The sequence below is a fragment of the Thioprofundum lithotrophicum genome (assembly GCF_055387065.1).
Genome location: NZ_AP042379.1, coordinates 1,028,759 through 1,043,608 on the forward strand (window position 1 = coordinate 1,028,759; position 14,850 = coordinate 1,043,608).

The 14,850-nt window shown below is 68.6% G+C and carries 12 protein-coding genes and 2 tRNA genes; 10 read left to right on the forward strand and 4 right to left on the reverse strand.

Annotated features, from left to right (window positions below; translation table 11 throughout):
* The first annotated feature begins 97 nt into the window (after window positions 1-97).
* The 4 genes from ACZ5BH_RS04865 to mutY all read left to right on the forward strand — a co-directional run bounded on the left by ACZ5BH_RS04865 (window position 98) and on the right by mutY (window position 4,083).
* Window positions 98-171, forward strand: a tRNA-Gly gene (locus tag ACZ5BH_RS04865).
* Between the two features lie 186 nt (window positions 172-357).
* Window positions 358-2,502, forward strand: coding sequence for an AsmA family protein (locus ACZ5BH_RS04870; RefSeq protein WP_464890792.1), 2,145 nt, complete (start codon window positions 358-360; stop codon window positions 2,500-2,502).
* A complete protein-coding gene (locus tag ACZ5BH_RS04875) occupies window positions 2,499-3,062 on the forward strand; it encodes an SRPBCC family protein (protein ID WP_464890793.1) in 564 nt (187 codons plus the stop codon). Before ACZ5BH_RS04870 ends, ACZ5BH_RS04875 begins: the two co-directional genes overlap by 4 nt.
* Entirely contained in the window at window positions 3,043-4,083 is a 1,041-nt protein-coding gene (mutY, locus tag ACZ5BH_RS04880; protein WP_464890794.1) for an A/G-specific adenine glycosylase, read from the forward strand. Before ACZ5BH_RS04875 ends, mutY begins: the two co-directional genes overlap by 20 nt.
* A 26-nt stretch (window positions 4,084-4,109) precedes the next feature.
* Here mutY and ACZ5BH_RS04885 read toward each other — a convergent pair whose 3' ends face one another.
* A complete protein-coding gene (locus ACZ5BH_RS04885) occupies window positions 4,110-5,081 on the reverse strand; it encodes a hypothetical protein (protein ID WP_464890795.1) in 972 nt (323 codons plus the stop codon).
* Between the two features lie 344 nt (window positions 5,082-5,425).
* Between ACZ5BH_RS04885 and ACZ5BH_RS04890 the strand changes: the two genes are divergently transcribed.
* Together ACZ5BH_RS04890 and ACZ5BH_RS04895 are read left to right on the forward strand one after the other, a co-directional pair.
* Window positions 5,426-5,695, forward strand: a complete 270-nt coding sequence (locus tag ACZ5BH_RS04890; RefSeq protein WP_464890796.1) for an oxidative damage protection protein — start codon at window positions 5,426-5,428, stop codon at window positions 5,693-5,695.
* A 198-nt stretch (window positions 5,696-5,893) separates the two neighbouring features.
* Window positions 5,894-5,969, forward strand: a tRNA-Phe gene (locus tag ACZ5BH_RS04895).
* Window positions 5,970-6,120: 151 nt separating this feature from the next.
* Here the strand turns inward: ACZ5BH_RS04895 and ACZ5BH_RS04900 are convergent.
* The gene (locus ACZ5BH_RS04900; protein ID WP_464890797.1) at window positions 6,121-6,657 is read right to left on the reverse strand and encodes an HdeD family acid-resistance protein; all 537 of its coding nucleotides are present in this window, start codon (window positions 6,655-6,657) and stop codon (window positions 6,121-6,123) included.
* A 136-nt stretch (window positions 6,658-6,793) separates the two neighbouring features.
* Between ACZ5BH_RS04900 and ACZ5BH_RS04905 the strand changes: the two genes are divergently transcribed.
* The 4 genes from ACZ5BH_RS04905 (at window position 6,794) to recQ (ending at window position 12,704) form a co-directional block, all read left to right on the forward strand.
* Window positions 6,794-10,159 (forward strand): DEAD/DEAH box helicase, encoded by a 3,366-nt coding sequence (locus ACZ5BH_RS04905; RefSeq protein WP_464890798.1) that lies wholly within the window; start codon window positions 6,794-6,796, stop codon window positions 10,157-10,159.
* 48 nt (window positions 10,160-10,207) lie between these two features.
* On the forward strand, window positions 10,208-10,492 hold the full coding sequence (locus ACZ5BH_RS04910) for a type II toxin-antitoxin system RelE/ParE family toxin (protein ID WP_464890799.1): 285 nt from the start codon (window positions 10,208-10,210) through the stop codon (window positions 10,490-10,492).
* Between the two features lie 4 nt (window positions 10,493-10,496).
* The gene (locus ACZ5BH_RS04915) at window positions 10,497-10,787 is read left to right on the forward strand and encodes a HigA family addiction module antitoxin (protein WP_464890800.1); all 291 of its coding nucleotides are present in this window, start codon (window positions 10,497-10,499) and stop codon (window positions 10,785-10,787) included.
* A gap of 75 nt (window positions 10,788-10,862) precedes the next feature.
* Window positions 10,863-12,704: a DNA helicase RecQ gene (gene recQ / locus ACZ5BH_RS04920; protein WP_464890801.1), complete on the forward strand. Its 1,842-nt coding sequence runs from the start codon at window positions 10,863-10,865 to the stop codon at window positions 12,702-12,704.
* Between the two features lie 10 nt (window positions 12,705-12,714).
* Here recQ and ACZ5BH_RS04925 read toward each other — a convergent pair whose 3' ends face one another.
* Both ACZ5BH_RS04925 and ACZ5BH_RS04930 read right to left on the reverse strand, forming a co-directional pair.
* Complete coding sequence (locus ACZ5BH_RS04925) at window positions 12,715-14,055, reverse strand: heavy metal sensor histidine kinase (protein ID WP_464890802.1); 1,341 nt, start codon at window positions 14,053-14,055, stop codon at window positions 12,715-12,717.
* Window positions 14,045-14,728: a heavy metal response regulator transcription factor gene (locus ACZ5BH_RS04930; RefSeq protein WP_464891195.1), complete on the reverse strand. Its 684-nt coding sequence runs from the start codon at window positions 14,726-14,728 to the stop codon at window positions 14,045-14,047. Before ACZ5BH_RS04930 ends, ACZ5BH_RS04925 begins: the two co-directional genes overlap by 11 nt.
* Window positions 14,729-14,850 lie beyond the last annotated feature (122 nt).

A 14,850-nucleotide genomic window follows, 5' to 3' on the forward strand; every position in this document is an offset into this window, starting at 1 on the left:
GAGGTCGAAGGGCCTGCGCTTGATCTATCGCGTGCCGGAACCCCGCAACCAACGCTTTTCCTCGTCCCTCACCACTCGTCCCTCGGCCCTGATTTCCGCGGGTGTAGTTCAATGGTAGAACCTCAGCTTCCCAAGCTGATGACGTGGGTTCGATTCCCATCACCCGCTCCAGACAGGGTGCGAATGGCCGGGAGCAGGTAGCGGGGCAACTGCCCCGTCAACCGCGTCCGGCCATCCGCATCACCTTTTCTCTCCGCCACCCCTCTCCGAGACAAAAACGCTTGAACTGGGCCGGCATTTCCGGTTCCATGCAAGTCTCGGCATGATTTCGGATCTCCGTTCCGCAGGAAGGTGACCGTGGCGCATTCGGCTCGCAAGGCAATGCTCTGGCTGAGCGGCGGCATTTTGCTGCTGCTGGTGCTGGCGACAACGGCGCTGTGGCTGGCGGTGGACACGACGGCCCTCAAACATCAACTGGAAACCCGGGTGCAGGAGCGCACCGGCCGGGACTTCGTCATCGCCGGCCCGATGGAACTGACGCTGTTTCCCGCCCTGGGGGTGGAAACCGGTCAGGTCACGCTGGGCAACGCGCCGGGGTTCGGCCCCCGTCCCATGCTGGAAATCCGGCGGCTGGCCGTGCATGTGAAGCTGCTCCCCCTGTTACGCGGCGAGATCGCGGCCGATACCCTCGTCCTCGACGGCCTGCGCCTGCGTCTGGCCCGCAACCGGCAGGGCCGGGGCAACTGGGAAGATCTGCTGGCCTCCCGGCCGGCCCCGACGGGACCCGCCCAACCCGCGCCCCCGGCCGCCGGCGCCCCTCCCCCCGCCGCCGGCCCCCTGCCCCTGCTGGCCATCGCCGGCGTGGAGATCCGGGATGCGCGGATCGACTGGCGGGATGCCCGCAGCGGCGAGACGCTGCACCTCGGCCCCGTCGATCTCCGGGTAGGGCGGATCGCCCCGGGCCAACCCTTTCCCCTCCGTGCCCGCATCGGTATCGCCAGCCACGATCCCGAGCTGCGCGGCAGGCTCGACGTGAACACGACCCTGACCTTCCAGCCGGACGCTTCCCGTCTGGACCTGGCCGATCTGCGCATCCAGCCCGACCTTGCGGGCAAGGCGCTGCCTGGCGGGACTCTGCGCGGCCGGCTCTCGTCACCCGCACTCCGGCTGGAACTCGCCAGCGGCCGTCTGGACAGCCCCCGCCTCGAGTGGCAGGGGCTGGGCTTCGCCCTGCTCCTCGAACAGCTCCGGGTCACGGATCTGCACAGCCGCCCGGCCTACCAGGCACATCTGCGCGTGCCCGCCTTCGCACCACGTCAGACCCTGTCCGCCCTCGGCATCGCCCTGCCTCCGATGGCCGGGGACGATGCCCTGCAAAAGGCCGCCCTCGAAGCCCGGCTTGCCGGCGATCCGAAATCGCTCTCCCTCACCCGCCTGAAACTGGTGCTGGACGCCAGCACCCTCGAGGGTGAGATCAGGCTGCCCCGCCTCGCTCCGCCCGCCATCCGCTACCGCCTGCGCCTCGACCGGATCGACGCCGATCGCTATCTGCCACCGCCGCCGGCAAAAGGCCAGGCCACGCCCGTCACGCCCGCCGCCGTGGCCTCCGGCGCCGCGACCGGCGGCGGCCTGCCCCTGAAACCCCTGCGCGCCCTGGACGTGGCCGGCGAACTGGAGATCGGCGAGCTGAAGCTCATGAACCTGCGCTCGCAATCCATCCGCGTGCCTTTCCGGGCCCGCCAGGGCCGCCTGCGCCTGGCGCCGCTTTCGGCCCGGCTCTACGCAGGCACCTACGCCGGGGACATCCGTCTGGACGTCACCGGCCCCGATCCCCACCTGCAACTGAACGAGCGGCTCGAAAAGGTGCGGATCGGCCCCCTGCTCAAGGACTACCTTGGCGACGACAAGCTGCGCGGCACGGCCGATCTCGCCGCCCGGCTCTCCGCCGACGGCCTGGATCCCCTGGCCTTCCGGCGCACCCTCAACGGCATGGTGCGTTTCGATTTCCGCGACGGCGCCGTGAAGGGTATCGACATCCCGCGCATGGAGCGCGAGCTGCGCGCCCGTCTCAAGGGACGGTCACCACCACCGGCGGACAGCGGAAACGAAACCGCCTTCTCGCGCATCACCGGCAGCGCGAAGATCGTCAACGGCCTGGCGCGCAACGACGATCTGCGCGCGGCGCTGCCCCACGCCCGGGCCATTGGCAAGGGGGTGGCGGACCTGGTCAGCGAGAAAATCGACTATACCCTGTACGTGAAATTCACCTCCGAAGTGCAGGGCCAGTCCGGCCAGGCTTACGAAAAGATCGACAAGCCGCCCCTGCCCATCCGTATCCGCGGCCCGTTCGACCGAATCGCCATCCAGCCCGATTTCGAAGCGCTGCTCAAAGCCCTGGCGAAACGGGAAGTGGACAAGAAGAAGCGTGAACTGGAGAACCGGGCCCGCGAAGAACTGGAAAAGAAGGCCCGCGAACTGATCAAGGGGCTCCGGCTGCCGTGACGGGACCGCCCGCCATGGCCGGCGGCCTGCTGCTGGCACTGCTCGCCACCCCCGCCGCGGCCGGAGAAATCCTGGAGCAGCGGGTGTGGCACGAAGCCGGGTACTACCGCATCCATCTGGAAGCACGCCTGGCCGCGCCGGCAGAGCGCATCCGCGCCCTGCTCACCGACTACAACCATCTCCCGCGGCTGAGCGACAGCATCACCGCCAGCACCCTGCTCGCCGCCGATCCGCCCCGTTTCACCGTGGAAGTGCTCAGTCAGGGCTGCCTGGGGATCTTCTGCCGGAATCTGCGCCAGGTGCAGGTGGTGACCGAACGCCCGGATGGCTATCTGTTCGTCGAAGACCGCGCGGGCGACTTCCGTTCGGCCCGCACCGTCTGGCGGATCCGTGACGACGGCGCCGGCCACAGCCACGTTCTCTACAGCGCCGAATTCGAGCCGGATTTCTGGATTCCGCCCCTGTTCGGTCCCCTGCTGCTGCGCCAACGGCTCGCACGGGAGGCACGGCAACTCTTCGACAACCTGGAGCGCCTGGCCGGTGCCCACGCTCGACCCTGAAGTCCTGCTCGCCTGGTTCGATCGCCACGGGCGCCACGATCTGCCCTGGCAACGGCCACGCACGCCCTATCGGGTCTGGATCTCGGAAATCATGCTGCAACAGACCCAGGTGCAGACCGTCATCCCCTACTTCGAACGCTTCATGGAACGGCTCCCCGACGTTGCCTCCCTGGCCCGCGCGCCCCTCGACGAGGTGCTGGCCCTGTGGAGCGGCCTCGGCTACTACGCCCGCGCCCGTCACCTGCACCGCGCCGCCGCGGTCATCGTCCACGAGCACGGCGGCCGCTTCCCCGACACGCTCGAGGGCTGGCTGGCCCTGCCCGGCGTCGGCCGCTCCACCGCCGGCGCCATCCTCGCCCAGGCCTTCGATCAGCGCCAGCCGATCCTCGACGGCAACGTGCGCCGGGTGCTGGCCCGCTACCACGCCGTGCCCGGCTGGCCGGGAGAAAAGGCCGTGGAGGAACGGCTCTGGCAACTGGCCGAGGCCGCCACCCCCGCCAGCCGGGTAGCCGACTACACCCAGGCCATCATGGACCTGGGCGCCACCGTCTGCACCCGCACACCCCGCTGCGAACACTGCCCCCTGGCCGATGGCTGCCGCGCCCGCGCCCAGGATCGGGTGGCCGACTACCCCGGCCGCCGTCCCCGCAAGACCCTGCCGATCAGGCGCACCGCCATGCTGATCCTGCGCGATCCACAGGGCCGCATCCTCCTCGAACGCCGCCCCCCGACCGGAATCTGGGGCGGCCTCTGGTCCCTGCCCGAATGCAGCCTCCACACCCCCGTGGCCCGCCACTGCCGTGACCGCCTGGGCCTCGAAGTCACCGGCCTGCGCGCCGGCGCCACCTTCCGCCACACCTTCAGCCACTATCACCTGGACATCGTGCCGGTACGAGGCACCATCCCGGATCACATCGCCCTGCGCGACAGTCCCGATCGGCGGCTTGCCTCTCAGGCCGCTCTCCCCGGCGGCATCCCCGCGCCGGTGCGGCGGCTGCTCGAAACGGCGGCACGCCCATGAATGACATCGACTGAAACGCTGGGCATTCAGTAAGGCTGCCAATACGGCAAATCCGTCCAGAGCAGGGTCTCCAGCCCCTCAGCCACCCCTTCGATGGGCGGCGTCAGCTCCCAGCTCACGGTCACATGCCGGGCATCGCTTTCGGCAACCAGTTGCAGCCAGGCGCCACCGGCACTGGTGACTTCGAGTGCGCCGCGCCAGGGCCGGCCGGCATCCAGGGGATCGAAAAGGAAGGGATCGAGGGTGGTCACGCGGATCCGGCCGCCCAGTTCGGTGGCATCGAGGACGAAATCCGCTGCGCGGGTCCAGCCGAGGGGATCTTCGGCGGCCAGGAATACGAAATTGCTGAAACGGTATTGCTCGGCGCCGATCCGCAACAGCAGACGCTCGCCGGACAGTCGGCTCCGCCAGTCCCCGCCGACGGCCTGTTCCGAGAAGGTCAGCACCCCGTCCATGAGGGACGAGGTGCCACTCGTGCCGTCGATGAAACGCAGGGCGACGAAATCCGCGCGCCCCTGCAGGCGGTAGTCCCCGCCCCCAAGGAGGCCGTCGGCGAAGTTGATGTCGAGGATCGCCATGCCGTCGAGACGCCCACCATCCTGCCGGCAGCCCTCGAACTCCAGCACGTAGCGATCGCCGGCATTCACTTCCCCCGGCACGGCCCTGTCGGCTTCCCAGTAGTACCCCCCGCCGTCGGGGCAGGCCAGCCAGCCACGGCGGACGGCAGCCGCAACCTGGGCGCCCTCCACCGGCAGCCCCGGCAACCGTGCCAGCACCTGCCGCAACCGGGCCGCGGGACCGGCCAAGGTCGAAGCAGCAGGGGCGCTGCCACTGGCCGCCGCCACCGGCACGTCTGCCAGGAGGGCGGGCGCCTCCAGGCTCACCCCATCCAGCAACGCCCAGGCCCGGGCCAGCACCGGGCCTGCGTTACCGGCATCGAGCACCACCGGGCGGGTGGGACCGGTGTAGCCGACGTGCTCCCCGGGCGCCTCGGTCACCTCCACACAACCACCCAACAGCAGTGCGCCAAGCAACACCAAGGGACGCCAAGCCATTGTGAAATCTAGTTTTTTCATCGTTTCTGCTCCTTCTCGAGTGCTCTGGAAAGGAACACGGAGGGCACGGAGCATGCTCTGCAGGATGGGCCGGCTCATCCAAAACGCCGTATCGCACGAATGGTGCTTTTCCGAAAATCCTCCGGGTCTCCGTGCCCTCCGTGTCCCTTTCCACCACCGACCGGCACCTATCCCCGATGGGGCACTTTGGCGTGCGCGGCTTATGGCGTATCCTGTCGGCCCGCGCGTGAACCGGCGCTGAACGAGAGCAATCCCGAGGAGATCCCATGACCCGAATGGTGCAGTGCGTGAAACTGGGCAAGGAGGCCGAGGGCCTGGACAGGCCGCCCTACCCCGGCGAGCTGGGGCAGAAGATTTTCGAGAACGTATCGAAGGAAGCCTGGCAGATGTGGCTGCGCCAGCAGACCATGCTGATCAACGAATACCGGCTGAGCCCCATCAACCCCGAGCACCGCAAGATGCTGGAAGAGGCCATGGAGAAGTTCTTCTTCGGCGAAGGCGGCGACACCCCGCCCGAGGGCTACCGGCCCGAATAGGCCCGAAACTTGACGAGAAGCCGCCTCTTCGGTCTAATACGCCGCTCCAATTCAGGGACGAGGGACGAGGGACGAGTGGCGAGGAAAACCGGTTCCCGAAACGTATTATCTGGAAGGTGAACGAACAGCCCCAGATATAAGGGATCAGGAACGCTTTTTCCTCGCCACTCGGCCCTCGTCCCTCGCCACTTCTTATCTGGCCAGGTAGCTCAGTTGGTAGAGCAGGGGATTGAAAATCCCCGTGTCGGCAGTTCGATTCTGTCCCTGGCCACCAAATTTTCCTCCCCGGACGCCCCCGCTGCTGCCGGGGGATCATTCAAGCCAGTTTTCCACCCTCAAACGCGGTACGCGCCCCGGCCGTTGGCCGTCACCAGCACCAGGTCCATGGCCAGCGCGGGGACACGCTCACAGATCCGGTTCACCAATCAGCTTCGCGCGGCCAGGCCGACCATCAGCAGGGAAATCCCGTCGAAGATCAGGTTGATGCCCACGAACAGGCCGACCAGCCAGCGGGCCTCGAAGGGCCAGCCGGCGATGAAGATCAGGGCCAGGACGGCCGAGACCAGCCCGCTGAACAGCAGCCAGCCCCAGCCCGGCAGGGGCTTGAGGGCCAGGGCGAGGCTGATCCCGGCGAAGGCCGAGAGCAGGAAATAGAGAATCAGCACCAGCCCGATGGCCGCCGGCCCGGCCACCGGATGGAAGGCGATCAGCAGGCCGACCCCGAGCAGGATCACCGGCTTGACCCAGGCCAGCAGGCTGCGCTGGTAGCCATACCAGGTGAGATACAGGCTCACCAGCCCGGCAGCGATGAGCAGCGCCCCCACCAGCAACGACAGGGTGAAGGACAGCACCTGCGGCACCACCACGCCAAGCGCGCCGATGATCAGCATCAGCACGCCCGCGATCAGCATGCGCCGGCGGGTGCGCTCGTCCATGACGACCTGGAAAATCACGTGTGACATTCGACGATTCCTTGTGTTGAGGACAAACACAGCATGGGCACGCCGTTCGCCGGTTGCAAGCGCGCAGCCGAAACTTCCCCAAAAAATGCGCCATACAGGCTAGAATACCCCGATCCACTCACTTCCCGCTGCCGTAATGCCTTCCCTGCCCTTCACCCACCACGACATCGACGACAATCTCGAAGGCCGCTTCATCGACCGGGGTGAGGCCTATTTCCGCCAGGGCAAGGTGCAGCAACTGCACGTGGATCGCGGAGGCAAGCACATCGAGGCGCTGGTGCGCGGCACCCGCTCACGGCCCTACGCGGTGGAAATCCGGATCAGCGGGAGCAAGCGCTACCGCAACATCGAGGGGATCTGCACCTGCCCCGTGGGCTACAACTGCAAGCACGTGGCCGCCGTGCTGTTCGCGGCGCTGGCCGACGCGCAAGACCCGCCGGCCTCCACCCCGCCCGCGCCCCCCGCCACCTCGCCGGAACCGGTGGCGGTGAACGGCTGGCTGGAGCGCATCCAGAGCGTCACTACGCCCCTGCCCCAGCCGGCCGGGAAGGAAAGCTATCCGCCCACGGTGCGGCGGCGCCTGCTTTACGTGCTCTCGCCGCAGGGCCACCAGCGCCTGGACGTGGAGCTGCTGAGCGCCTACCTGCTGAAAAACGGCAGCTTCGGCAACGCCAGCCGCTACAACCCCACCGCCATCGCCCAGGGGCGTCCCGCCGCCCACATCCTGCCCTCGGATCAGGCCATCCTGCGCCGGCTGCTGGATCGCGCCCGCGCCAGCGGCGAGCCGCCGACCCGTCTCGGCGGGCCGGAGGCCCCGGAACTGCTGCGGGCCATGCTGGCCACCGGGCGCTGCCGCTGGCAGGACAAGAACGGCCCGGTGCTGCGCGAGGGCGAGCCGCGCCATGCGGTGCCGGCCTGGAGCGAACCGGACGCCCACGGCCGGCAGACGCCGATCCTCGAACTCGGCACCCCCGGCACCGTGGTGCTGCCCCTGCAACCCCCCTGGTACGTGGATCCCGCCACCGGCGCATGCGGCCCGCTGGAGACCGATCTCACCCCCACCCTGCTGGAGGCCTGGACCCAGGCCCCGCCCGTGGCGCCCGGCGAAGTGGCCGCGGTAAGCGAACGCCTCTCCGGCCTGCCGGTGAAGCTGCCCCTGCCGCGCCCCATTCCCGTGGAGGAGCAGGACGCCGGCCCGCCGGTGCCCGAGCTGCTGCTCGATGCCGTGCTGCCCCCGCTCGACCACCTGCCGCCCTGGATGCGCGAGGAAGCCCTCGACTGGATGCCTCCCGAACCGATCCTGCTGCTGGCCTTCGATTACGCCGGCCAGCGTCTGCCGCCGGACGAGCAGGCCCCGGCCAGCCTGGAGGTGTACGAGAACGGCCGCCTGCGGCGCCTGCGCCGGGATCGCGCCGCCGAACGGGCGGCGCTCGCGCGGCTGCTGGCGGCAGGACTGGTGGAGGCCCGGGAATACGATGCCGCACTCCCGCACCTGTCGGAAATGCCCCCGGGCGTGCTGGTGGCCGACGATCGCGGCGACGAACTCATGCAGGACATCTGGCTCGACTTCATGCTCGACACCCTGCCGGCACTGGAAGCCGAAGGCTGGCGGGTAACGGTCACCGAAAACTTCCCCTTCCGCATCGCCCGGGTGGACGACTGGGATCTGGCCATCGAGGAGCAGCCCGACAACCGCTGGTTCGATCTCGACCTGGGCATCGAAGTGGACGGGGAGCGGGTGCCCCTGCTGCCCATCCTGCTCGAAGCCTTCTCCCGCATCCCGGACGAGGAGCGCCGCCGGATGCGCGAGGCGCCAGCGGAGCACCAGACCGTCTTCACCCTCGACGACGGCCGCCTGCTGCCCCTGCCCACGCGACGCATCGCGCAGATCCTCGACGTGCTGGTGGAGCTGTTCGACCACGACAGCCTGCAGCAGGACGGCCGCCTGCGCCTGTCGGAATGGCGCGCGGCCGAACTGGCCGAGCTGAGCCGGCGCGAACCCGAGCTGCAATGGCGCGGCGGCGAACGCCTGCGCTCCCTGGCCGAGAAACTGCAGGGATTCGAGGACATCGAACCGACCGATCCGCCACCGGCCTTCCACGCCGAGCTGCGGCCCTACCAGCGGGAGGGCCTCGGCTGGCTGCAGTTCCTGCGCGAGAACGAGCTGCACGGCATCCTCGCCGACGACATGGGCCTGGGCAAGACCGTCCAGACCCTGGCCCACATCCTCAAGGAGAAGACCGAAGGCCGCCTGGACCGGCCGGCCCTGGTGGTGGCCCCCACCAGCCTGATGCACAACTGGCGGCAGGAGGCGGCCCACTTCGCGCCGGATCTGTCGGTGCTCACCCTGCACGGCACCCAGCGCAAGCAGCACTTCGACCGCATCGCCGAGCACGACGTGGTGCTCACCACCTATCCCCTGCTGCCGCGCGACGAGGAAGTGCTGCTGGCCCAGTCCTTCCACCTCCTGATCCTCGACGAAGCCCAGCAGATCAAGAATCCCAAGGCCAAGGCCGCCCAGGTGGCACGGCGCATCGAGGCCCGCCAGCGCCTGTGCCTGACCGGCACCCCCCTGGAGAACCACCTGGGCGAGCTGTGGTCGCTGTTCCACTTCCTGATGCCGGGCCTTTTGGGCGACGAGCGCCAGTTCCGCCGCCTGTTCCGCACCCCCATCGAGAAGCACGGCGACGCGGAGCGCTCAAACCGCCTGGCCCGCCGGGTGGCGCCCTTCATGCTGCGCCGCACCAAGGAGGAAGTGGCCGGCGAGCTGCCCCCCAAGACCGAAATCGTGCGCAGCGTGCCGCTGACCGGTACCCAGCGGGATCTCTACGAATCCATCCGCCTGACCCTGCACGGCAAGGTGCGCGAGGCCATCGCCCGCCAGGGCCTCAAGCGCAGCCACATCGTGGTGCTCGACGCCCTGCTCAAGCTGCGCCAGATCTGCTGCGATCCGCGCCTGCTGAAGCTCGACGCCGCCCGCAAGGTGAAGCGCTCGGCCAAGCTGGAACTGCTCATGGAACTGCTGCCGGAACTGCTCGACGAAGGCCGGCGCATCCTGCTGTTCTCCCAGTTCACCACCATGCTCGGCCTCATCGAAGAAGAACTCGAGGCGCGGCGCATCGACTACGTCAAGCTCACCGGCCGCACCCGCGACCGGGCCACCCCCATCGAACGCTTCCAGAACGGCGAGGTGCCGCTGTTCCTGATCAGCCTCAAGGCCGGCGGCACCGGCCTCAACCTCACCGCCGCCGACACCGTGATCCACTACGATCCCTGGTGGAACCCCGCCGTCGAGAACCAGGCCACCGACCGCGCCCACCGCATTGGCCAGGACAAGCCGGTCTTCGTCTACAAGCTGCTCACCGAAGGCACGGTGGAAGAGCGCATCCAGGAAATGCAGGCCCGCAAGCGCCAGCTCGCCGACAACCTCTTCGCCGGCGCCGACCACGGCAAGCTCCCCGGCGCGGAGGAGATCGCCGAACTGTTCGGGCCGCTGGAGTGAACCCCATGACGCCTTGCGTCATATAACGCGTGACGCTATACTTTGCCCATGATGACCGGTTTCAGGGATCGGGAAACCGAACGGATCTGGCAGGGCACGCCATCGCGACGCCTGCCGGCGTCCATCCAGCGCATCGCCCGCCGCAAACTGCGGATGCTCAACAACGCCCGGCACCTCGATGATCTGCGGATCCCCCCGGGCAACCGACTGGAAGCCCTGAAAGGCCGGCGCAAGGGCCAGTACAGCCTCCACATCAACGACCAGTGGCGCCTCTGCTTCCGCTGGGCCGCCGGCCACGCCCATGACGTGGAAATCGTCGACTACCACCGGTGAGACCATGAAACGACTGCCCAACATCCATCCCGGCGAAGTTTTGCGGGAAGAGTTTCTCGAGCCACTCGGGATCAGCCAGAACCGCCTGGCCCGGGCCATGGGGGTACCGCCCCGGCGGATCAACGAAATCGTCCATGGCAAACGCGCCATCACCGCCGACACCGCCCTGCGCCTGGCACGGGCACTCGGCACTTCCGAACAGTTCTGGATGGGGCTGCAGGCCGACTACGATCTCGAAGCTGCCCGCCTGGCCGCGGACAAGGAGCTGAAGAAAATCGAGCCCCTGGCCGCCTGAGCGAGGAACACGAACGCCCCCTGGCTCGCCCCCCACTTTCTCTTGTATCTTCCCCCTTTTCCCCGAGGTCCCGACATGGACGCCGCCCGCGATCTCCTCCGCCGCCGCTTCGGCTACGACGACTTCCGCCTCAACCAGGCGGCCATCATCGAGGCGCTGCTCGCCGGCCGCGACGTGCTGGCGCTGATGCCCACCGGCGGCGGCAAGTCGCTGTGCTACCAGATCCCCGCCCTGCTGCGCGAAGGCACCGGCATCGTGGTCTCGCCGCTCATCGCCCTGATGCAGGATCAGGTGGACGCCCTGCGCCAGCTCGGGATCCGCGCCGCCTTCCTCAATTCCACCCAGGACGCCGACACCCGGCGGGCGGTGGAAACCGCCCTGCGCCGGGGCGAGCTGGATCTGCTCTACCTCGCGCCGGAACGGCTGCTGGCGGAGAGCACCCTGCGCCTGCTCGATGACGTGCCCCTGGCCCTGTTCGCCATCGACGAGGCCCACTGCGTCTCGCAGTGGGGCCACGACTTCCGCCCCGAATACCGCCAGCTCTCGCTCCTGCACGAACGCTATCCGCAGGTGCCACGCATCGCCCTGACCGCCACCGCCGACGCCCGCACCCGCGCCGAGATCGTCGAGCAGCTCGCCCTCGAGGCGGCAGCGGTGTTCGTCAACAGCTTCGACCGCCCCAACATCCGCTACCTGCTGAGCGAGGGCGGCAATGCCCGCGAGCGCCTGTGGCGCTTCCTCGAGCGCGAGCATCCCGAAGACGCCGGGATCGTCTACTGCCTGTCGCGCAAGAAGGTCGAAGACGTGGCCCGGTGGCTGCAGACGAAGGGCCGCACCGCCCTGCCCTATCACGCCGGCCTGCCCGAGGCGGTGCGCGCCGAACACCAGGCCCGCTTCCTGCGCGAGGAGGGCGTCATCATCGTCGCCACCATCGCCTTCGGCATGGGCATCGACAAGCCGGACGTGCGCTTCGTGGCCCACCTGAACCTGCCCAAAAGCATCGAGGCCTACTACCAGGAGACCGGCCGCGCCGGGCGCGACGGCCTGCCCGCCGACGCCTGGTTGGCCTACGGCCTGCAGGACGTGATCACCCTGCGCCAGATGACCCAGGACTCGGACGCCGACGAACGCTACAAGAAGATCATCCACCACAAGCTCGAGGCTATGCTCGGCCTGTGCGAGCTGACCACCTGCCGCCGCCAGGCCCTGCTGGCCTACTTCGGCGAAGTGCGTGACGCCCCCTGCGGCAACTGCGACAACTGCCTGGAGCCGCCCGAGACCTGGGAGGCCACCGAGGCGGCGCGCAAGGCCCTCTCCTGCGTGTACCGCACCGGGCAGCGGTTCGGCGTGAACTATCTCATCGACGTGCTCACCGGCAAGGACGACGAACGGATCCGCCGCTTCGGCCACGATCGCCTGCAGGTCCATGGCCTGGGCCGGGAACTCAACGGCAGCGAATGGCGCAGCGTGTTCCGCCAGCTCATCGCCCGCGGTTACCTGCGGGTGGACGTGGACGGCCACGGCGCCCTGCAACTCACGGAAGCCTGCCGCCCCCTGCTGCGCGGCGAACAGACCCTGCAACTGCGCAGGCTGAAGAAGGCCAGCCGCAAGCCGAAATCGGTGCGCGAAAAGATCGCCGCAGGCAATCTGCGCCCCGAGGACGAACCCCTGTTCGATCGGCTCCGCGCACTGCGCGCCCGCCTGGCCCGCGAACAGAACGTGCCGCCCTACATCATCTTTCACGACAACACGCTGATGGCCATGGCCCGTCACCGCCCCACCGGCGAAGACGAACTGTTGACCCTGCCGGGCGTGGGCGAAGCCAAGCTGGCCCGCTATGGCCACGCGTTTCTCGACACGATCGCCGCGGCCATCGCACCCTCGCAGGACGAACGTCCGGCCGACGACGCCTCTTAACAGGCTGTGATTAACCCGGCAGCTCGACGACGAAGCGGGTTCCCGCCTCGTTCGAGACGACCGAGACCTGCCCGCCGTGGGCCTCGACGATGGACTTGACGATGGCCAGGCCCAGGCCGCTGCCGGTGCCCTGGCGGGCGGCATCCACCCGGTAGAAGCGCTCGAACAGGTGTGGCAGGTGCGCCGCCGGAATGGGCGGGCCGGGATTGTGCACGCTGACGCGGGCCCGGCCGCGCGCCTGCGCCAGCGTCACCCGCACCGTCCCGCCCGGCGGAGTGTGGCGAATGGCGTTGGAGAGCAGGTTGCCGAAGGCCCGGCGCAGCATGGCCCGGTCGCCCGTGGTGCGGGCCGCGCCTTCCCGGGCCAGATGCACGTCGCGCTCGCCGGCCAGCAGCTCGTAGTATTCGAACAGGCTGTCGATCTCGGCGGCCAGATCCAGCGCCTCGCCGGCGGGACGGCCGTTCTCGGCGCGGGCCAGGAACAGCATGTCGTTGATCATCTGCGCCATGTTCTCGAACTCTTCGATGTTCGAGTACAGCACTTCCCGGTAGGCCTCCACCGAACGCTGCTGGGCCAGGGCCACCTGGGTCTGGGTCATCATGTTGGTGATGGGCGTGCGCAGCTCGTGCGCGATGTCGGCGGAGACATGGGACAGGCGCCGGAAGGCGGCCTCCACCCGATCCAGCATCTCGTTGAAGGCCACGGCCAGATCCCGCAGCTCGCGCGGCAGCGTTTCCGGTGCGAGGCGCACGTCCAGCTCGTCGGCGCTGATCCGCCGGATCCGGCGCACGATGGCCCGCAGGGGCGCATGGCCCATGCGCACCGCCAGCCAGCCCATGAGGCTCACGATGCCGATGCCGCTGGCGATCATCGACCAGAGCGTGATCCGGAAGCGCTTGAAGAAACGCTGGTGATAGTCGATGGGCACGGCCGCGACGATGCGGTGACCATCGGCCAGGCGCTGCATCAGCACCCGGTAGCGATGGCCCTGGTCCAGCCAGATCCGCGCCACCGGTGCCGCCCCGCCCGGCGTCGCCGCCAGCAGGGGCGCGAGATCCGGCCCGCGGCTGCGATAGCGCACACGGCCATCGGGCGTGGCGATCACCAGGGAGGCGGCATGGTGCCCCACCAGGATGTCGTCGAACCGCCGGCCGGCGGGCGCCCCGCTGGCGAGCACCCGATCCACGGCCCGCACGATGCTGCGCAGCTCGCTGAGATCCTCGCTGGCGAAGTGCCGCTGGATGGCATCCTCGATCAGCCAGCCGAAGCCGGCGAAAACCACCGCCGCCACGCTCCCGAACAGCAGGGTCAGGCGCAGCCCGAGGGAGACCGGCCGCGCCTCACGCCCCATCGGGCACGTCCAGCATGTAACCCATGCCGCGCACGGTCTGAATCAGCTTCGGCTCGAAGTCATCGTCGATCTTCGCGCGCAGGCGCCGGATGGCCACATCGATCACGTTGGTATCGGAATCGAAGTTCATGTCCCAGACCTGGGAGGCAATCAGCGAGCGCGGCAAGACCTCGCCACGCCGGCGCAGCAACAGTTCGAGCAGGGCATATTCCCGCGCCGTGAGCCGGATGGGTCGGCCGGCGCGGCTCACCCGGCGCTTGAGCGGGTCCAGCTCCAGATCCGCCACGCGCAACACGCTCTCCACCGGCTCGCGCTCGCGGCGGCGCAGCAGCGTGCGCACCCGCGCCAGCAATTCGGCGAAGGCAAAGGGCTTGACCAGGTAATCGTCGGCGCCCAGCTCCAGCCCCCGCACCCGATCCTCCACCGCATCGCGCGCGGTGAGAAACAGTACCGGCGTGCGGTTGCCCGCCGCGCGCAGCCCCTCGAGGATCTTCCAGCCGTCCACGTCGGGCAGCATCACGTCGAGGATGATCAGATCGTATTCGCCGGTCATGGCCAGATGGTGGCCATCCAGCCCGTTGCGGGCCAGATCCACCACGAAGCCGGCCTCGCCGAGCCCCTGGCGCAGATAGTCGCCGATCTTCTGTTCGTCCTCGACGATCAGGATCTTCATGCCGGGATCGGGCCGGCGGACGGGACACATGACTGACAGGCTCCGGAAAACGCGAATTTCCGGAACAGCCTGACACACGGCCGCTGGCAATCTCCTGACGGGAACATGACGGGATTGTAATG

Bases quoted from the DNA above. Each gene is read 5' to 3' on its own strand.
- ACZ5BH_RS04890 (WP_464890796.1), top strand. From the start codon at position 5,426: ATGACCCGAATGGTGCAGTGCGTGAAACTGGGCAAGGAGGCCGAGGGC.
- ACZ5BH_RS04930 (WP_464891195.1), bottom strand. From the start codon at position 14,728: ATGAAGATCCTGATCGTCGAGGACGAACAGAAGATCGGCGACTATCTG.
- ACZ5BH_RS04900 (WP_464890797.1), bottom strand. From the start codon at position 6,657: ATGTCACACGTGATTTTCCAGGTCGTCATGGACGAGCGCACCCGCCGG.
- ACZ5BH_RS04925 (WP_464890802.1), bottom strand. From the start codon at position 14,055: ATGGGGCGTGAGGCGCGGCCGGTCTCCCTCGGGCTGCGCCTGACCCTG.
- recQ (WP_464890801.1), top strand. From the start codon at position 10,863: ATGGACGCCGCCCGCGATCTCCTCCGCCGCCGCTTCGGCTACGACGAC.
- ACZ5BH_RS04915 (WP_464890800.1), top strand. From the start codon at position 10,497: ATGAAACGACTGCCCAACATCCATCCCGGCGAAGTTTTGCGGGAAGAG.
- ACZ5BH_RS04905 (WP_464890798.1), top strand. From the start codon at position 6,794: ATGCCTTCCCTGCCCTTCACCCACCACGACATCGACGACAATCTCGAA.
- ACZ5BH_RS04910 (WP_464890799.1), top strand. From the start codon at position 10,208: ATGATGACCGGTTTCAGGGATCGGGAAACCGAACGGATCTGGCAGGGC.